The sequence below is a fragment of the Ruegeria sp. AK11 genome (genome assembly GCF_056541095.1).
Genome location: NZ_JBQFXU010000004.1, coordinates 158,907 through 177,351, shown reverse-complemented (window position 1 = coordinate 177,351; position 18,445 = coordinate 158,907). Strand labels below are relative to the sequence as shown.

Genomic DNA, 18,445 nt, shown 5'->3' with positions numbered 1-18,445 from the left:
ATAGTAAGGCAGGATTTCGGTGGTTTCCCTGGTTCGTCGCGCGGCATTGTCCGTGCTGCTCATGTCGTCGGTCGCAGTTCCGGCCTATTCGGATTCGGGTGCCGGTTCATATCTGGCCGGGCGTCAGGCGATCTACGAAAGCGACTATTCTGCGGCGGAAAGATACTACGCCCAGGCTCTCCGGTTTGATCCGGAAAACGCGCTGCTCTTGGAAAGCGTTGTTGTCGCCCGCCTTGCGCTGGGGGAAATTGCCCGTGCTTTGCCTGTTGCAAAGCAGATCGAGGAAGCCAACCTTCCCAGTCAGGCCGCGCGCATGGCGATTTCGGCCAATTTGATTGCTGACGGCAAGTTTGACGAACTTCTGGCGCGTGACCCTGAAACGCAGGGGATCGGTCCTTTAGTTGATGGACTGATGATCGCATGGGCCCATCTGGGGCAAGGTGAAATGACAAAGGCCATGGAGCAGTTCGATGCCGTGGCCACGCAGGAAGGCCTCAGGGAATTTGCGCTGTATCACAAAGCCATGGCATTGGCCTCTATCGGCGATTTCGAAGGTGCCGAGGTGATATTTGCGGATAATAACGGCGCGGTTGCGCGGTTCTCGCGTCGGGCCGCGCTGGCCCGTACAGAGGTGCTGTCACAGCTGGATCGCAACGAAGACGCCATACAGTTTCTGGACGATGTGTTTGTTTCCGGTAGCGATCCGACCATTGAAGCCTATACCGGCCAATTGACCGCGGGCGAGACGCTTCCGTTCACCCATGCGGGCTCTGCGCTGGATGGCATGGCGGAAATATTCTTTACCGTTGGTGCCGCATTGAACAGCGAGGCTTCGGCAGACTACGTCCTGCTTTACGCGCGACTGGCGAGCTTTCTGCGCCCTGACCACGTGGACGCCATTCTGCTGAGCGCGGAATTGCTGGACAAGCTGCAACAGTATGATCTGGCTGTTGCGGCCTATCGTATGGTCCCGGCAGGCAGCAATGACCACCATGCCGCAGAACTTGGACGGGCCGAAATCCTGGATAAATCCGGAAAAACCGATGCGGCCATTGAAGTTCTGCAAAACCTGGCGCTGCAAAACCCTGATTTGCCTAGCGTGCATGTTTCTCTGGCAGATCTTCAGCGTCGTCAGGAAAACTATGCGGCTGCGGTTGCCTCTTACGACACTGCGATTGCTTTGACGGACAGTCAGGCAGGTGGGAATTGGTTCCTGCACTACGCGCGCGGCATAAGCCACGAGCGGCTGAAGCAGTGGGATCAGGCTGAAACCGATTTCCGCCGGGCGCTGGAGTTGAATCCGGATCAGCCGCAGGTGCTGAACTACTTGGGCTATTCTTTGGTAGAACGGAAAGAAAAGCTGGATGAAGCGCTGGACATGATCCAACGCGCGGTCGAAGCCCGCCCGGATAGCGGCTACATCGTGGATAGTCTGGGTTGGGTTCTGTTCCGTCTGGGTCGTTACGAAGAAGCGGTCGAGCATATGGAGCGTGCGGTCGAGTTGATGCCTGTTGATCCGGTCGTCAATGATCATCTGGGGGATGTCTATTGGGCTGTTGGACGTGCGCGCGAGGCCGAGTTCCAATGGAAGCGGGCGCTGTCCTTTGTTGACCCCGAAGACACAGATGGCGAGGCTGACCCAGATCGCATTCGACGCAAGATCGAGGTCGGACTAAGTGCCGTTCTGGCCGAAGAAGGTGCGGAACCTTTGAAAGTCGCAAATGGAAATTAAGGCGTTTGCGCCCGCCAAGATCAACCTGACCCTGCATGTGACCGGACGTCGTAAGGACGGTTATCACCTGTTGGATTCGTTAGTGGTTTTTGCTGATCTCGGCGATCAGTTGACATTCACACCCGGCCCCGAGCTGACTATGGACGTGAGTGGGGAGTTTGCTGAAGGCGTGCCCACGGACAGCCGTAACCTGGTCTGGAAAGCGGCCGAAGGTGTCGGTTGGACCGGGCATATCGACCTGACCAAATCTCTGCCCCACGGCGCAGGTATTGGGGGTGGGTCATCGGATGCGGCCGCCACGATGAATATGCTGGGCGGTCTGGGCCGTGACATCCCGCCTGACCTGCCGTTGTCACTGGGGGCAGATGTGCCCGTTTGTCTGGAAAGCCGGGCGATCAGAATGCAAGGCATTGGCGATCGTTTGGCGGCGGTGAACTTTCCGAACCTACCCGCCCTGTTGGTCAACCCGAATGTGCCGGTGCCGACAGGAGCCGTTTTCAACGCGCTGGCGTCCCGAGACAATCCGCCGATGCCTGAGCTGGTTCCAGATTTTGAAGACGCTGAAGCCTGTGCCCTGTGGTTGCGTGATCAACGCAATGATTTGCAGGTACCTGCCATGGGCGTTGCACGTGAGATCGAACAGGTTTTGGACGAGTTGAACATGACCAGTCGTGCCCTTGTGACGCGCATGTCGGGGTCAGGATCAACCTGTTTTGCCCTATATCCCACAATGAAAGACGCGCATTTCGCGGCCTATGAGATCGGTGCGGCGCATCCTGACTGGTGGTGCCGCGCGACGCAGCTTAACTAAGGCGCGAGACCACGTAATCGGCCAGTTCGCGCAGCAGGCTGCGAATTTCATGATCGGGCAGAACATCCAAAGATGCCTTTGCCTTGTTCGCCCAGCCCAAAGCGTCCTGCCGGGTTTTTTCCAGCGTTGCGTATTTGTCCATCAAACCCAGCGCATGATCCAGATCACCGTCCTGTTGGCGGCCTTTTTCGATTGTACGCTCCCAGAATGCGCGTTCTTCGGGCGTGGCCTGTGCAACAGCCTTGATGACAGGCAGGGTCAGCTTTCGTTCGCGGAAATCATCGCCCACATTCTTGCCGGTTGTCTTGCTGTCCCCTTGATAGTCCAGCAGATCGTCTGCAATCTGGAATGCTATCCCCAATGCGTCACCATAATCGAACAGGGCCTTGATCTGTTCTTCCGATGCACCGGCGATCACGCCGCCCACCTCGGTCGCAGCTGAAAACAAAGCTGCTGTCTTGCCGCGCACGACCTGTAGGTAAACGCTTTCATCTGTCCGCAGGTCGGTTGCTGCGGTCATTTGCAGCACCTCGCCCTCGGCGATGGTTGCTGAGGCATTGGCCAAGATATCCAGAACCCGCAGCGAACCCGTTTCGACCATCAATTGGAAGCTGCGAGAAAACAGGTAATCACCGACCAGCACACTGGATTTATTGCCCCAAAGTAGATTTGCGGTCGGGCGTCCGCGCCGCTGCGCGCTCTCATCCACAACGTCGTCGTGCAGAAGGGTAGCGGTATGGATGAACTCGACCGTGGCAGCAAGGCGTACATGGTGCTCGCCCGAATAGCCAAACAGCCGCGCCGCTGCCAATGTCAGCATCGGGCGCAGGCGCTTTCCGCCCGCCTCGACCAGATGCTGGGTCACTTCGGGGATACGTGGGGCATGGTCCGACGCCATCCGGGTGCGGATCAACGTGTTCACAGCCTCCATTTCACCCGCCAATATATCAGCGAGGCGCTCATGCGGTTTTGAGATCATGCCGACGGTCATCATTCTCCTGATACAAGGCTCGACTTCCGCCCCGCCTTGCCCTTACATCCATCCCCATGAAAGAACTATTGCGCAGTACCGATCCGACGATCCTGGCCTTTGCATCCGCTCTCCTTGAAGGCGAGGATATAGACTGCTTTCAGATGGACGTAAATATGAGCATCCTCGAAGGTGGGATCGGAATCTTTCCCCGCCGACTGATGGTTCGCGCCGAAGACCTGACCCGTGCTGAACGTGTGATGCGCGACAATGAAATTCCGCTGGGCCGATGACCCGGTTTTCCGATAGCGAACTCAGCTGCAATGATTTCTTGGGGGGCAGGGTTCGATTGCTGCAACCTCGGTCGGGTTATCGTGCCGGGGTCGACCCGGTATTGCTTGCCGCATCCGTTCCGGCCAGCGCAGGTCAGTCCGTGTTGGAACTGGGGTGCGGCGCAGGGGCTGCCATTCTTTGCTTGTCCTCCCGAGTGCCCGGTCTGCACCTGACAGGTATCGAGCTACAGCCTTCCTATGCGGAATTGGCCCGCAGAAATGCGGAAATCAACCGGATAGAGCTGGAAGTTGTCCAAGCTGATCTGACTGCTTTGCCTGAGGCGTTTCGGCAGCGCCAGTTCGATCACGTAATTGCGAATCCGCCCTATTATCGGGCGGGGGCGCATAGCCCTGCAAAGGATGCTGGACGAAGTGTGGCCCTGAGCGAAGACACCCAGTTGGCCGACTGGATTGCAGTGGCTGCCAAACGCCTTGCGCCAAAAGGGTACCTGCACATGATCCAGAAAGCCGATCGACTGCCCGACATGCTGGCAGCGTGCCAGGGGTTGCTGGGATCGGTAGAGTTGTTGCCGCTAAGCCCACGGACAGGGCGAGAGGCTGAGCTGATCATTCTGCGCGCCCGCAAAGGAGGGCGTGCGGCATTTCGCCTCCACCCACCTTTGATTGTGCACGCGGGTGAACGTCACGAAAAAGACGGCGAAAGCTATACGGATGCAGTTTCGGCCGTGCTCCGGAAGGCCGCTGCCCTGCCCGGGTTTTGACGACGACCGGCAATGTCCAGCCGATTTTGTCGGATTTGTTTCAGATTCTGTGCGTCTGCAGCGTGACAGGGTGGAAACGATGTGATCAACTTCTTACGTGACATTCAGACACGTATAAAAGGAGGATCGCAATGAGCGTGAGCGCACATCTGACAGAACTGAAGAAAAAGCACGAATCTCTCGGTCTAGAAGTAGAACAAGCCCAACGCTCGCCAGGCATCGATGATCTCCACATAGCCCAGCTGAAGAAACAGAAGCTCAAGCTGAAGGAAGAGATCGAGCGACTGTCTGCTTAAGATTTCAAACTGGAACGGGCCGCGATCAAGGCCCCGCCGGTAATCAGAAAGGCCGCGATCGCCAGCCCCCAGGATGGGGCAGCGATCCCGGCCATCACCAAAGCAAGTGTCGACAAAAGCGGGGCCGCATAAGATGAGGTCCCGAGCATTTGAATATCACCCTGCTTTACCCCGATATCCCATACATAAAAGGCCAGTCCAACGGGCCCGAGGCCAAGTGCCAATACCGATAACCACCCCAGTGTCGTGTCGGGCAGCACGGTGTCTTCTATGGCCAGATGCAGCAGACCCGAAGCCATCGCAGCCATCAGACAAAAGACCGCAACCGAACTGGTCGGTGTACCCCCCAATTTGCGCGACAAAACCGAATAGCCTGACCATGTCAGGGCGCAAAGCAGGGCCAATGCATATCCCGGCAGGTGTTGTGCCTGAAAACCGGCGCTCCCGCCTCCGGTGATGATCAAAGCAGCCCCAACAAAGCCAAGGCATGCCCCGATCAAGTGACCAGTGCGAAGCTGCTCGCCCGGCAGCAGGCCGGAAAACAGAACGATAAGAAGGGGCCAGAGATAGGCAATCAACCCGGCCTCGGCCGCGGGGGCCATACGCAGGGCTGAAAAATACAATGCGTGATACCCGAACAGACCCAATGAACCGAACAGGTAGGTCGTCCAGGGGACCTGTTTCAACCCGCTAAACCCACCGGTTGCGGCTGTCCAAATCAACCCAAGTGCCCCACCAATCGAAAAGCAGATCGTGTTCAACAGCAATGGCGGTGTGGGTGCAGAGCCGACGGTCAAAAGCGCCAGCAAAGCCCATAATAGTACGGCCCCAAAGCCGATGGCTGTTGCGCGCGTTTTGGTCATGATCCGGAAACCTCTTCGATCGGAATAATGTCGAATTCATCCGAAATATGCGCGGTCTTTTCAATCTCGGTCAGGAACCAATCCCGAAATGCTGAGATCTGAGGACGTTTTTCGGCCCCCGGAAGGCACAGGAACCGGAACCGGCCCTGCGTTTCCAGCGCGACCTTGAAGGGGGCAACCAGCCGACCCTCGGTCAAGTCCTTGAGGATCATGGCGCGCCGTCCAAGGGCGACACCAACGCCGGCGACAGCGGCGTCAATCGCGTGATCTGCGTTGGAAAAATGCGCCCCATGAGTGGGGATAAAATCGATACCCACAGCGCGGAACCAGGCAGGCCAGTCGCAGGGCGGGGTCAGAAAATTGATCGAATCGTCGTGGATCAACGGTGCGTCGCGCAGGCTGTCTGGCGTGGTGAATTGCTCCGCTAGCTCCGGGGTCATGACCGGGGTCAGCCACTCTTTTCTTACAGGTACGGAATACAGCCCCTCATCGGCGGAATTGCCAAACCGGATGGCAACATCCACATCATCTCGCTCCAGATCCATGTTGCGCAATGTGGCCGAGAATTTCAGGTCGATTTCCGGATGTGCACGGGCGAATTCGTAAAGGCGAGGTGCGAGCCACTTTGCAGTCAGTGCCGGACCTGCGGTGACGGTCAATCCGGTGTCATCCTCCTGCCTGCGTACAGCACGCCACGCGCTTTGCAATGTGGCAAAGCCCTCTGCCGCGCCGGGGGCCAGGGCGCGGCCCGCATCAGTCAGTTCCACAGCACGGTTCAGACGGCGGAACAGAGGGCGACCCAGATGCTCCTCAAGCGATTTGATCTGAAAGGACAGGGCCGCTGGCGTCACGTGCAGCTCTTCCGCCGCTTTCGCGAACGACATGTGCCGGGCCGCGGCATCAAAAGCCCGAAGCGCGGTAAGTGGGGGCAGATAATCACTCATGGTCAAGAAATTCTTAACTGAAGGTTCAGGAAACTTCGTTTGTCATGATCCTAGGTGACCTTCATATTCACATCAGGTCAAGCAAAACTGAATTGAAAGGCGGCTGCCATGATCGAGATGACAATAAATCCCGCCGCCCAAGTGGCGATCCTGCGCGCGCATGAAGAGCGTGGCAAGGTGGTCCGGCAGTTGTGGAATTGGGTATTGGGTTCCCGCTGATCGCAGCGCGCGCGATCTTACGGGATAAGGATGGGCCGGCCCTGATGGACCGGCCCGTTTTCACAATTCTGATTGCAGATCAGACGAAGAACTGGGCACCATTGGCCGAGATGGTCGAGCCGTTGATGAACTGAGATTCGTCCGAGGCCAGGAAGGTCACACAGCGTGCAATCTCTTCGGGCTCGCCCAGACGACCGGCGGGGATCTGGCCAATAATCGATTCGCGTACCTTTTCGGGCACCGCCATCACCATCTCGGTTGCAATATAACCGGGGCAGATCGCGTTGGCCGTGATGCCTGCCCGCGCGCCTTCCTGCGCCAGAGATTTCACGATGCCCAGATCGCCCGCCTTGGTCGCAGCATAGTTCACCTGAGCGAACTGACCTTTCTGGCCGTTGATCGAGCTGATGACGATGACACGGCCAAATTTGCGCTCGCGCATGCCGGGCCAGACAGGGTGCACAGTGTTGAACACGCCGGTCAGGTTGGTGTCGATCACGTCTTTCCACTGATCGGGTGTCATTTTGTGGAAAGGTGCATCACGGGTGATGCCTGCGTTGGCGACAACGATGTCGATGGGGCCAACCTCGGCCTCGACCTTTTCGATGCCCGCTTTGGATTCGTCATAATCGGCGACGTTCCACTTGTAGGTCTTGATGCCGGTTTCTTCGGTGAATTTCGCGGCGGCTTCGTCATTCCCTGCATAGGTGGCCGCAACGTTGTATCCTTCGGCTTTGAGCGCCTTGGAAATTGCTGCGCCAATGCCGCGGGAACCGCCGGTAACGAGTGCTGTACGTGCCATTTAGGACTCCTCCAATTTTAGTCGCCTTGGTAATGCTGTTACTTTGAGAGATGTTTGTGCGCAATATTGTTTCGTCGTTAGGGTGTTTATTTCGGATGGCAATATCGTCGCATCTAAGGGGTACGACCCCAGTGTAACAAAAAAGGGCGTCCCATGGACGCCCTTTTCTATTTGGTTATTGGCGCACTTAGTCGCGCTCCACACACAGGGCGACACCCATGCCGCCGCCGATGCACAAGGTGGCCAGACCTTTCTTTGCGTCGCGGCGCTTCATTTCGAACAGCAGCGTGTTCAGAACGCGGCAACCTGATGCGCCGATTGGGTGGCCGATGGCAATTGCGCCGCCGTTCACGTTCACAATCGACGGATCCCAGCCCATATCTTTGTTCACTGCGCAGGCCTGCGCGGCAAAGGCTTCGTTGGCTTCAACAAGGTCCAGATCGTCGACGGACCAACCCGCCTTTTCCAATGCCTTGCGCGAAGCGTAGATCGGGCCAACGCCCATGATCGACGGGTCCAGCCCGGCAGTTGCGTAGGACGCGATGCGCGCCAAAGGTTCGATTCCGCGCTTCTCTGCGTTTTGAGCTGACATCAGCAGGGTTGCGGCCGCGCCGTCGTTCAGGCCCGAAGCGTTTGCAGCTGTGACCGATCCGTCCTTGGTGAAGGCGGGGCGCAGCTTTGCCATGGCTTCCATTGTAGCGCCGTGGCGGATGTATTCGTCCTTGTCCATCACGATGTCACCCTTGCGGGTCTTGATGGTGAAGGGCACGATTTCGTCGACAAACTTGCCAGCTTTTTGCGCCGCCTCAGCCTTGTTCTGCGAGGCGACAGCGAATTCATCCTGCATGTCGCGGCTGATCTGCCATTTTTCGGCAACATTTTCCGCCGTTTGGCCCATGTGATAGCCGTTGAAGGCATCCCACAGACCATCGCGGATCATGGTGTCGATATATTTCATATCACCCATCTTGTGACCGGCGCGCAGGGCAGCTGCGTGGGGCGACAGGGTCATGTTCTCTTGGCCACCAGCGGCGACGATGTCGGCATCGCCGAGTTGGATGTGCTGAGCGCCCAATGCGACCGCACGCAGGCCCGAGCCGCAAACCTGGTTGATTCCCCAGGCGGCACTTTCCTGCGGCAAACCGGCGTTGATATGCGCCTGCCGAGCCGGGTTCTGGCCCTGAGCCGCAGTCAGCACCTGACCCAAGATGGTTTCGCTGACTTCGCCTTTTTCAATCCCGGCGCGCTCAACAACTGCTTCCAGGACGGCCGCGCCCAGATCATGTGCGGGGGTGTTCGCAAACGAACCACTAAAGCTGCCGACACCTGTTCGTGCGGCGGATGCGATTACTACGTTGGTCATATGATCAGTCCTTTACCGTCATTGTCTGGCGGAATGTCTGACGGCGCAGGCCGAGAGTTTCCCTCTCGAAACAAGAGCGCCCCGTTATCCCCCGCTCAAGTACTTCTGCAATAGCGTAATGCTGCACTTGCAGCAACGGGCAGCTTGTCTCAGCTTGGGAAATGGCGGAAAAATGTCGATCACCCACGGGTCAACTTGCTGTTTTTGAAATTTTTTCCTGTTTCCACGGGGGTGAAACACTGGGCGCGCCAAACAGAAAACCCTGCATGCAATCCACGCCACTTTCAAGCAAAAATGCCGCATCCTTCTGAGTTTCGACCGATTCGGCAGTGACCAGAATTTCAAACTCACGCGCTACGGCAATCAGGGCCCGCACCAAAGCCTGGTTGTCGGGGCTGTTGCTGATGCCCCTGATAAACTGACCATCGATCTTGGCGGCGTCGAACAGAAACTCGCGAAAGTGGCGGAAACTGAAGTTGCTGGCACCAAAGTCGTCCAGCGCAAAGGCGATGCCGCGATCCTGTAGGCGGTCCATGAAGTCGACCACCAATTCCGGCACCTGCATGGCAGAACTTTCGGAGATTTCTAGGATCAGCCGTTCGCCCAGCTGCGGATCCCGTTTCAGAAACCGGTCCAGTATACCGGACCAGTTGGAATAACCGATCGAGCGAGCGGACATGTTGATCGACAGGCGGATCTGGGGGTTCTTCACCAACGTGCGCAGACCAAGTTCCAACGCGACGCAGTCGAGATCACGTCCGATCGGAGTGTTTTCAACCTGTGGCATGAACTCGCGCGCGGGGATAACACGCCCTGTTTCATCCAATACACGAATGAAGCCTTCGTAAAACGCGATGTCATGCGGCGGGTGCGCCTGAACAACCGGCTGAAAGGCCAACCGACATTGCTTGTGCTTCACAGCATCGGTTGCCATCTGAACCACCGAACGATCCCGTGTTGACACTGCTGCATTCAAAGGGGTGTCCAACCCTTCGGGAAGATTGGTGAGCTTTTTGTTTCCCATAGGCGCAGATTCCCGTGTGTCCGGAACAGGTGTTTTGACACAGTTTCGGGGCAAACAGATGAATCTGCGGTTAAAGCGTCAGATGAAGTTGCTTATTGCGGTTTTCAGCGCGCGGAATGCCCGGCACGGGCCAGCGACGCCGCGGCTCCAAGAAGGGCTCCTGTCGCACCCAGAAACATCAGGACAAAACCCAATGCAACCAGTGCACCAACAAAGCTGCCAAGCGCAGCAAGCATGGCCAGCAACAGGCCAAACAACCCCACGAAGGTTGATATGGTTGCCAAACGTTTCATCCGCCCCTCGCTCATCTATGCGCCACGTTCAATCACCGATATGGCGTGCAAAGACCGGAGTTCAAGTTTAGCGGGGCCTGACGGCTGTATCAGGCCTGTTCTGCCTGTCCTTTGGGCAGGATCTTGTCGACCTGCTCAAAACCGGGCGTTCCCCGGTCCTCGGGGTGGCGAGCCAAGTGCTTGGCTTTTATCTGTTCCGAGTTGTCGCGACTGCCGTCGTGGCTGTACCCAGGAGGTGCAAAACAATAGGCCAGACGTTGCCGCAGTGTCAGGCCTGGCTGCGTGGCATCGTGCCAAATGCCGACCCATTCGTGAAACGCAACGCGCAACGGGTTGAAGGTGCCGATATTGTGAACCAACCCGTAGTCGACACGGTCGTTTTCCAGTTCAGGCACAAATGTCCCAAACAGCTTGTCCCAGATGATGAAAACTCCGGCGTAATTACAATCCAGGTACCGCGCGTTCCTGCCGTGATGCGCGCGATGATGGCTGGGGGTATTCATGACTGCTTCGAACCATCGGGGCATTTTGCCGATGGCCTCGGTGTGAATCCAGAACTGATAGATCAGATTCAATCCGCCGACGAACAGAACCATGGCCGGATGGAAACCCAGCAGGATCAGCGGCGCGCGAACGACCATCATGAACGTAAAGGTATAGGTCCAAGTCTGCCGCAGAGCTGTGGTCAGATTGTAGTGCTGTGAACTGTGGTGGTTGACATGGCTGGCCCAGACCCAGCGAATACGATGCCCAAAACGGTGTACCCAGTAATAGCGAAGATCATCCAGAACAAAGCACAGAATGATAACGGGAATTGACGTGCCCAGATCCAAAGGAGTGATCTGCCACAGCCACATGAAAAACGCATAGGCAATAAAGCCCAGCAAAAAGCCCGACGCGATGTTCCCGGCCCCCATGATCAGCGAGGTCACAGCATCGCGCGTTTCATACCGCCCGCCTTTGCCTTTGACTGCGATCCACAGGAATTCTGCCAGAATAGCAGCGATGAAAAACGGGACGGCCCATTGCACCGCATCGGGAAAGCTTATCTGGTCTGTCATGCGGGCCTCATCAAGTGTTGCCAGTGCTGGCGTTCGGTCTGGTCAAGGTGAAGGGTGGCGCGCGGTGTGCTGAAGTCGTGAAACCGAACTTCGATGCCATTGGCGGTCTCAAACCAGTCGAAGTCCAGGAGATGCCGCGCTACTGTGTCGGCCCCGAAGGACCAGATCAACCCAGCCCCGTTCTGGGTTCTTACCAGCGCCGCGTGACCGTCATGGGCGATTGTCACGTCGATCACCGTGTCATCAGGGAAATGCCGCAGCCACTGGCGTGGCGCCGTGTCCGGCGTCAGCACGTGCAACCGCGACTTGCCCGTCAGATGCAACAATACCGTAATCCCGGCTATGCCCCCAACGACCAACACCAATAGAATTTCCAGCGGCATTCCATCCTCCTGAGCGCAGAGTGCAAAGGAGGATGGAAACTGTCAAAGGTGGCGTCGCGTCAGTTGTGTTCCAAAACCAAGGCTTTGACCGGAACCATTCGACAAGCGGGAATACAGGTCGGAGATCGTGTAGGTTACCGGATCTCCCTTGCCCTTCTTGAGTACAACCTTGGTGATAGCAGCATCGGCGGCCATCCAGAAAACACCCGCCGTCGCCGCAATTCCTGCAATTGGTTTCACCAGAATATCCTCCGGGTTGAATGCCCGGAGGATATGATGATTCACTGATCTTTAGGCTATTCCTCAGCTTTCTGCGCCAACAAGCGTTGAGATAATCGCCTTCGCGCTGTCCGAGTTCCATTCGGCGTCGCCGATCAACCGCGCGATTTCCTGACCTTCGGGATTCAGAATGACCGTGATGGGCAATGCGATGATACCGAATTCGCGCGCAGCAGCCGAGCTGAGGTCCTGGTGACGCGGCAGGTTGGATATGCCATTTTCTTCGAAGAACTTCTTGATTCCTGCTGGTGAGTTGCGGCCTGTGGCAAGGGTCAGAACCTGAAACTTGTCCCCCCCGAACTCGTCCTGCAACTCGGCGATCTGAGGCATTTCTTTGCGGCAGGGGGCGCACCAGGTGGCCCAGAAGTTCAGCAGAACATACTTGCCCTCATAATCGGCCAGCGTGCCGACACCCCCGTCATCTTCCAGCTGAAACTCGATCACTTTTGCCGGTTTGGGTTCTTCATGCAGGATAAGGCGCTTCAGACTGCCTTCCCGTAAGGGGCCCAGTGTCGCGGCATCGGTTGCCAAAGCGGCATTTGCACCTAGCGCAAGGGCCATATAAAGGGGGATCAAACGAAATAGGCGCATATCAACTCCGGGTTTTCTTACATGACCGATCATTCCTCGAACCAGATGTGGGGCGGCCGCTTTGCCGCCGGTCCAGACGCGATCATGGAGGCGATCAACGCCTCGATCGGGTTCGATCAGCGGATGGCAGCCCAGGACATCGAAGGCTCGCGCGCCCATGCGGCCATGTTGGCTGCTACAGGCGTCATAAGTGATAGTGATGCGCAGGCCATTCGGGAAGGGCTGCTCACCGTTTTGTCAGAAATCCAGAGCGGCACGTTTCAGTTTTCAACTGCGTTGGAAGACATACACATGAATGTCGAGGCGCGGCTGAAAGAGATCATCGGCGAGCCTGCTGGCCGTTTGCACACAGGGCGTTCGCGCAATGATCAGGTGGCGACGGATTTCAAACTGTGGGTCCGGGATCAGCTAGACGCGGCTGAAACTGGTCTGCTGGCTCTGATTCGCGCGCTTTTGGCACAGGCCGAAGCAGGCGCCGATTGGGTCATGCCCGGCTTCACCCACCTGCAAACTGCGCAACCCGTAACATGGGGCCACCACATGATGGCCTATGTCGAGATGTTCGGCCGCGACCTGAGCCGAGTCCGCGACGCCCGTGCCCGAATGAACGAATCCCCGTTGGGGGCCGCCGCACTGGCGGGTACATCTTTCCCCATTGATCGCCATATGACGGCGCAGGCGTTGGGCTTTGATCGCCCCGCCGCCAACTCGCTGGATGCCGTCAGCGACCGCGATTTCGCGCTGGAGTTCCTGTCGACCGCCTCGATCTGCGCTGTGCACCTGTCGCGCTTTGCCGAGGAGCTGGTGATTTGGTCGTCGGCCCAGTTCCGTTTCGTGTCCCTGTCCGACCGGTTTTCGACCGGCTCGTCGATCATGCCGCAGAAAAAGAACCCGGATGCAGCCGAACTGATCCGCGCCAAGGTTGGGCGTATCTATGGGGCCAATACCGCGCTGATGATGGTGATGAAGGGCCTGCCGCTGACCTATTCAAAGGACATGCAGGAGGACAAGGAACAGGTCTTTGATGCCGCCGACAACTGGATGCTGGCACTGGCTGCGATGGAAGGGATGGTCAAGGACATGACCGCCAACCGCGACAGCCTTGCCGCCGCCGCCGGCTCGGGTTTCTCGACCGCTACGGATCTGGCCGACTGGCTGGTGCGGGTGCTGGGCCTGCCGTTCCGGGATGCGCATCACGTCACCGGATCACTGGTGGCCATGGCCGAAGGCAAGGATTGTGATCTGCCCGACCTGACGCTGGATGATATGCAATCGGTCCATGGTGATATCTCGGATGATGTCTACTCTGTCCTTGGCGTCGACAATTCGGTAAACTCGCGGCAGTCCTACGGTGGTACCGCCCCCGATCAGGTGCGGGCCCAGATCGAACGATGGAAGGCAATGGTATGACAACCGCGCTACGTGCGATCCTGATTGCGGTTTCCGGTCTGGTGCTGGCCGGGTGCGGGGCTGATGGCGAGCCTGATCAACCAACTGCCCCTCAACCCACGGTCAGTGCCACCATTGGGGTTGGATCAAGCGGCGCGTATGTTGGCGGGGGTGTCGGCCTAAGCCGCGGACCGCTGGGCATTTATCTTGGATTCTGATCCTTTTGAATGTTGCGCCCATGGTCCCGGCACCTCATGTTGGGTCCACGTATCGATTACCTGTCACACAAAGAAATGGTATTGAAATGAAAATTCTGGGATTGGTTTGTGCTCTTGCTGTTTTGGCGGCTTGCGAGCCTTCGTCAGCGCGACGTCCGGAACCTGCGGCCGAACCAAAACAATCGGGCACCGGCATTTCAATCTCGGGCTATGGCCGAGTTGGTGTTTCAACGCAAAACTAAACCGGGACTAAGGATACAGAATCCATTGATCCGAAGTCCTTTTATGGTCTAAGCGCGCAAGCATGGATCACTTTTTGTACCGCGACGGCGCGCTTTACGCCGAGGATGTCCCCGTCTCCGAAATCGCAGCCGCGGTTGGAACACCGTTCTACGTCTATTCCACGGCTACATTGCTGCGGCATTTCAAGCTGTTCGATGACGCGTTGGACGGCACCGATCATCTGGTCTGCTACGCGATGAAGGCGGCCAGCAATCAGGCGATCCTTAAGACATTGGCCCAAGCAGGTGCGGGGATGGACGTGGTCTCGGGCGGAGAATATCTGCGTGCGAAGGCGGCTGGTGTTCCCGGTGACAAGATCGTGTTCTCAGGTGTGGGGAAAACAGCGGACGAGATACGCATGGCGCTGAGCGGCGGCATTCGCCAGTTCAATGTCGAATCCGAGCCCGAAATGGAAGTGATCAACGCCATTGCGCTTGAGCTTGGCGTGATCGCGCCGATTACCGTCAGGGTGAACCCGGATGTTGATGCCAGGACGCATGCCAAGATTGCCACGGGCAAGTCCGAGAACAAGTTTGGCATTCCGATAGCCCGCGCCTCGGAAGTTTATGCTCACGCCGCCGACCTGCCGGGGCTGGAGGTGATCGGCATCGACGTTCACATCGGCTCGCAACTGACCGAACTTGAACCGTATGAGTTGGCCTACACAAAGTTGGCCGAGTTGACCGAGCGCCTCCGCTCTGAAGGTCACAACATTAGGCGCCTTGACCTGGGCGGTGGTTTGGGCATTCCATACACCCGGTCGAACGACGCACCGCCCTTGCCGATTGAATATGGTGCGCTGGTCAAGAAAACACTGGGCCATCTGGGCTGTGAGATCGAGATTGAGCCGGGCCGCCTGATCGCGGGCAATGCCGGGATCATGGTCAGCAAGGTCATCTATGTGAAATCAGGCGAAGGTCGCGACTTTTTGATCCTTGATGGGGCGATGAATGACCTGATCCGGCCTGCAATGTACGAAGCGTACCACGATATCATAGCGGTGCAAGAACCGGCGGCTGGCGTGGAACAGCAAGCCTATGACATCGTAGGCCCGGTCTGCGAATCCGGGGATACCTTTGCCAAGCAGCGCAATATGCCACCGTTGAAATCGGGTGATCTGGTCGCATTTCGCAGCGCGGGTGCATACGGTGCGGTGATGTCCAGCGAATACAATACCCGTCCGTTGATCCCTGAAGTTCTGGTGAATGGTGATCAATTTGCAGTCATTCGTAAACGGCCAAGCTTTGACGAAATCATAAACCGCGATACCATACCATCGTGGCTTTGACGCGATAACCGCGCGGGCCTGTCCCGGAGGCCCGTCTTGACCAACAGTACGAACCTGCCCATTCCGCGCCTGTCCCTGTGGCTAACCCATCTTGGCATGGTGGCTGAACAGGTGCTGCGCGCGTTCTGGCCTGCGTTCTCGATTGTTCTGGCTTTGCTCGCCGCTCTGATGCTGGGGCTGCAGGATCATCTGCCCGTTGAAATCGTCTGGGGTGCTGGTGCGCTCTCGTTGATCTCTTTTGGTGTAGCATCCGTCCGCGGTGTCACGAAATTCAAACTGCCGTCCCGCGCTGATGCGCTGGCGCGGCTGGATGAGGCTCTGCCCGGTCGACCTATTCAGGCTTTGCTGGATGATCAGGCAATCGGTACCAACGATGGGGACTCGGTTGCCTTGTGGCAGGCGCACAAAGCCCGCATGGCACAGCGTGCGGCCACTGCTGAGGCTGTGAAACCAGATCTTCGGCTTGCGTCGCGTGATCCGTATGCGCTGCGCTATGCCGCTCTGCTGGCATTTGTCGTGGCGCTGATCTTTGGTTCGTTGTGGCGCGTGGGTTCAGTGGCGGACATGGCGCCGGGTACAGCCGTCGCTGGACAGGGCCCAACTTGGGAAGGATGGGTGGAACCCCCCAGATACACAGGTTTGCCGACCTTATATCTTGCTGATCAGACGGGGGCGGCGCTTTCTGTTCCCAAGGGCAGTCGCATCACCTTGCGACTTTACGGTGAGGTCGGTGCACATAGTCTGACCGAAAGCAGTTCTGCCAGCGGAACCGAGGCGGCAACAGACCCGGAACAGGAGTTTGTCGCCGAACGCTCGGGTCAGTTGCGCATTGATGGTCCGGTGGGGCGGGACTGGTCGGTGCAGGTCATTGACGACGCGGCTCCGCAGATTGCAGTTTCCGGTACCGCCGAGTCTGAAGCGGGCGGGCAGATGAAGCTGCCATTTTCCGCCAGCGACGATTACGGAGTGGTTTCGGGCTTGGCCCGGATCGAGCTGGATTTGGCGGCGATTGACCGTCGGTACGGACTGGCGGCCGAGCCAGAGCCGCGCGAGGTGATCGAAATTGAATTACCCATGCCGATCACCGGTGATCGGGCAGATTTCACCGAAGACCTGATCGAGGACTTCTCGCAGCATCCGTGGGCGCATTTGCCGGTCAGGATTACCTTGATGGCAACGGATGCAGCGGAGCAGCAAACGTCTTCGGATTCCTATGAGACGGCTTTGCCAGCACGGCGCTTCTTTGATCCGCTGGCGGCAGCCGTGATTGAGCAAAGGCGCGATCTGCTTTGGTCGCGATCCAATGCGCCTCGTGTCTCGCAATTGCTGAGGGCTGTGTCGCACCGCCCTGAGGATCTGTTTCGTTCTGACACAGCCTATCTGCGTCTGCGGGTTGTTCTGAGGCGATTGGAAACTTTTCATCGATACGGGTTGAAACCCAAACAACAGGAAGAGATTGCACAAGCCCTGTGGGACCTTGCCGTGGTGATCGAGGACGGGACGCTGGCGGATGCATTGGAACGGATGCGCCGCGCGCAGGAACGTCTGACCGAGGCGATGAAGAACGGGGCCAGCGATGAAGAAATAGCGGAGTTGATGCAGGAATTGCGCGAGGCGACGCAGGATTACCTTCAGCAACTACAACGTCTGGCACAGCAAGATGGAGAAGACGGCGAACGTCAGCCCGGCCAGAATAGTGAATCTTTGCAAATGACGCAGGATGACCTGCAGCGCATGATGGACCGTATTCAGGAACTGATGGAACAAGGTCGCATGGCCGAAGCCCAGCAGGCGCTGGAAGAATTCCAGCAGATGATGGAGAACATGCGTGTAACTCAGGGTCAGGGCCAAGGGCAGCAATCCGAAGGCCAGCAGGCCATGGAAGGTCTTGCCGAAACCCTGCGCGAACAGCAGGGTCTTAGCGATCAGGCCTTTCGTGATTTGCAGGAACAATTCAACCCCGGCGCGCAATCAGGTGAAAGCCAAGGGAACGAAGGTCGCAACGGCGGGCAAGGTCGGGGGCAAAGCCACGAAGGTCAGGGCGGACAAGGTGAAGGTTCGGATCAGGCTGGAGACGGTGAGCAGGGGCAAGGCTCGCTCGCCGACCGACAGCAAGCGTTGAGAGACGAGTTGGGTCGTCAGCAACAAGGTCTCCCCGGTGTCGGCACACCCGAAGGTGACGCCGCGCGCGAGGCGCTGGATCGGGCCGGGCGCGCCATGGACGAGGCCGAGCAGGCCCTGCGTGGCGATGATCTCGCCGAAGCTATCGACCGTCAATCCGAAGCGATGGAAGCGTTGCGCGAAGGGATGCGGTCGCTGGGTGAAGCCATGGCGCAGGAACAGCAGAACCAACCAGGGCAGGGAACGCAGGACGGCGACATGCAGGCCAACAACCGCGATCCTCTGGGCCGAAACCCAGGCGCTGCGGGTTCGATTTCAACCGACGAGAACCTGTTGCAGGGCGAAGACGTTTATCGCCGGGCGCGCGAGTTGCTGGATGAAATCCGCCGTCGGACCGGTGAAACAGATCGTCCCCAGATCGAGCTGGAATACCTCAAGCGGTTGCTGGAGCGGTTCTAGCCC

Annotated in this window: 20 protein-coding genes; 9 read left to right on the top strand and 11 right to left on the bottom strand. The window is 57.8% G+C overall.

Translation table 11 applies throughout. The features are described from left to right. The first annotated feature begins 61 nt into the window (after window positions 1-61). Window positions 62-1,732, top strand: coding sequence for a tetratricopeptide repeat protein (locus tag ACR0D9_RS12580; protein ID WP_480486834.1), 1,671 nt, complete (start codon window positions 62-64; stop codon window positions 1,730-1,732). Then, the gene (locus tag ACR0D9_RS12575) at window positions 1,722-2,543 is read left to right on the top strand and encodes a 4-(cytidine 5'-diphospho)-2-C-methyl-D-erythritol kinase (protein ID WP_480539007.1); all 822 of its coding nucleotides are present in this window, start codon (window positions 1,722-1,724) and stop codon (window positions 2,541-2,543) included. The genes ACR0D9_RS12580 and ACR0D9_RS12575 overlap by 11 nt, the downstream gene beginning before the upstream one ends. Here the strand turns inward: ACR0D9_RS12575 and ACR0D9_RS12570 are convergent. Then, window positions 2,536-3,534, bottom strand: a complete 999-nt coding sequence (locus ACR0D9_RS12570) for a polyprenyl synthetase family protein (protein WP_480506820.1) — start codon at window positions 3,532-3,534, stop codon at window positions 2,536-2,538. The genes ACR0D9_RS12575 and ACR0D9_RS12570 overlap by 8 nt on opposite strands. Window positions 3,535-3,590: 56 nt before the next feature. Here ACR0D9_RS12570 and ACR0D9_RS12565 point away from each other — a divergent pair, with 56 nt between their 5' ends. The 3 genes from ACR0D9_RS12565 (at window position 3,591) to ACR0D9_RS12555 (ending at window position 4,863) form a co-directional block, all read left to right on the top strand. Continuing rightward, on the top strand, window positions 3,591-3,806 hold the full coding sequence (locus ACR0D9_RS12565; protein ID WP_050604033.1) for a putative signal transducing protein: 216 nt from the start codon (window positions 3,591-3,593) through the stop codon (window positions 3,804-3,806). Next, window positions 3,803-4,567 (top strand): tRNA1(Val) (adenine(37)-N6)-methyltransferase, encoded by a 765-nt coding sequence (locus tag ACR0D9_RS12560; RefSeq protein ID WP_480539005.1) that lies wholly within the window; start codon window positions 3,803-3,805, stop codon window positions 4,565-4,567. Before ACR0D9_RS12565 ends, ACR0D9_RS12560 begins: the two co-directional genes overlap by 4 nt. Before the next feature lie 131 nt (window positions 4,568-4,698). Continuing rightward, window positions 4,699-4,863 carry a YdcH family protein gene (locus tag ACR0D9_RS12555; protein ID WP_083445267.1) on the top strand — a complete coding sequence of 55 codons (165 nt, stop codon included), beginning with the start codon at window positions 4,699-4,701 and terminating at the stop codon, window positions 4,861-4,863. Here ACR0D9_RS12555 and yddG read toward each other — a convergent pair. The 10 genes from yddG to ACR0D9_RS12505 all read right to left on the bottom strand — a co-directional run bounded on the left by yddG (window position 4,860) and on the right by ACR0D9_RS12505 (window position 12,685). Next, window positions 4,860-5,726, bottom strand: coding sequence for an aromatic amino acid exporter YddG (gene yddG, locus ACR0D9_RS12550; protein ID WP_480483101.1), 867 nt, complete (start codon window positions 5,724-5,726; stop codon window positions 4,860-4,862). The two genes, ACR0D9_RS12555 and yddG, sit on opposite strands and share 4 nt — an antisense overlap. Beyond that, complete coding sequence (locus ACR0D9_RS12545; RefSeq protein ID WP_480483103.1) at window positions 5,723-6,670, bottom strand: transcriptional regulator GcvA; 948 nt, start codon at window positions 6,668-6,670, stop codon at window positions 5,723-5,725. The genes yddG and ACR0D9_RS12545 overlap by 4 nt, the downstream gene beginning before the upstream one ends. Window positions 6,671-6,968: 298 nt before the next feature. Continuing rightward, a complete protein-coding gene (gene phbB / locus ACR0D9_RS12540; RefSeq protein WP_209506587.1) occupies window positions 6,969-7,691 on the bottom strand; it encodes an acetoacetyl-CoA reductase in 723 nt (240 codons plus the stop codon). 187 nt (window positions 7,692-7,878) lie between these two features. Further along, on the bottom strand, window positions 7,879-9,054 hold the full coding sequence (locus ACR0D9_RS12535) for an acetyl-CoA C-acetyltransferase (protein WP_209598663.1): 1,176 nt from the start codon (window positions 9,052-9,054) through the stop codon (window positions 7,879-7,881). Between the two features lie 190 nt (window positions 9,055-9,244). Then, on the bottom strand, window positions 9,245-10,078 hold the full coding sequence (locus ACR0D9_RS12530; RefSeq protein WP_480539003.1) for an EAL domain-containing protein: 834 nt from the start codon (window positions 10,076-10,078) through the stop codon (window positions 9,245-9,247). 104 nt (window positions 10,079-10,182) lie between these two features. Then, window positions 10,183-10,371 carry a hypothetical protein gene (locus ACR0D9_RS12525; RefSeq protein ID WP_480539001.1) on the bottom strand — a complete coding sequence of 63 codons (189 nt, stop codon included), beginning with the start codon at window positions 10,369-10,371 and terminating at the stop codon, window positions 10,183-10,185. Between the two features lie 89 nt (window positions 10,372-10,460). Continuing rightward, complete coding sequence (locus ACR0D9_RS12520; RefSeq protein ID WP_480538999.1) at window positions 10,461-11,432, bottom strand: sterol desaturase family protein; 972 nt, start codon at window positions 11,430-11,432, stop codon at window positions 10,461-10,463. Next, the gene (locus ACR0D9_RS12515; RefSeq protein ID WP_480538997.1) at window positions 11,429-11,815 is read right to left on the bottom strand and encodes a hypothetical protein; all 387 of its coding nucleotides are present in this window, start codon (window positions 11,813-11,815) and stop codon (window positions 11,429-11,431) included. The genes ACR0D9_RS12520 and ACR0D9_RS12515 overlap by 4 nt, the downstream gene beginning before the upstream one ends. A 42-nt stretch (window positions 11,816-11,857) precedes the next feature. Beyond that, window positions 11,858-12,055 (bottom strand): hypothetical protein, encoded by a 198-nt coding sequence (locus ACR0D9_RS12510; protein WP_480538995.1) that lies wholly within the window; start codon window positions 12,053-12,055, stop codon window positions 11,858-11,860. A 63-nt stretch (window positions 12,056-12,118) separates the two neighbouring features. Beyond that, window positions 12,119-12,685: a TlpA disulfide reductase family protein gene (locus ACR0D9_RS12505; protein WP_267363231.1), complete on the bottom strand. Its 567-nt coding sequence runs from the start codon at window positions 12,683-12,685 to the stop codon at window positions 12,119-12,121. 21 nt (window positions 12,686-12,706) lie between these two features. Between ACR0D9_RS12505 and argH the strand changes: the two genes are divergently transcribed. From argH to ACR0D9_RS12485, 4 genes are all read left to right on the top strand, one after another. After that, window positions 12,707-14,095, top strand: a complete 1,389-nt coding sequence (gene argH / locus ACR0D9_RS12500; RefSeq protein ID WP_480538993.1) for an argininosuccinate lyase — start codon at window positions 12,707-12,709, stop codon at window positions 14,093-14,095. Beyond that, window positions 14,092-14,292, top strand: coding sequence for an argininosuccinate lyase (locus ACR0D9_RS12495; RefSeq protein ID WP_480486634.1), 201 nt, complete (start codon window positions 14,092-14,094; stop codon window positions 14,290-14,292). The genes argH and ACR0D9_RS12495 overlap by 4 nt, the downstream gene beginning before the upstream one ends. 304 nt (window positions 14,293-14,596) lie before the next feature. Then, the gene (gene lysA / locus ACR0D9_RS12490; protein WP_480486635.1) at window positions 14,597-15,862 is read left to right on the top strand and encodes a diaminopimelate decarboxylase; all 1,266 of its coding nucleotides are present in this window, start codon (window positions 14,597-14,599) and stop codon (window positions 15,860-15,862) included. 96 nt (window positions 15,863-15,958) lie between these two features. Beyond that, complete coding sequence (locus ACR0D9_RS12485; protein WP_480483367.1) at window positions 15,959-18,442, top strand: TIGR02302 family protein; 2,484 nt, start codon at window positions 15,959-15,961, stop codon at window positions 18,440-18,442. Window positions 18,443-18,445 lie beyond the last annotated feature (3 nt).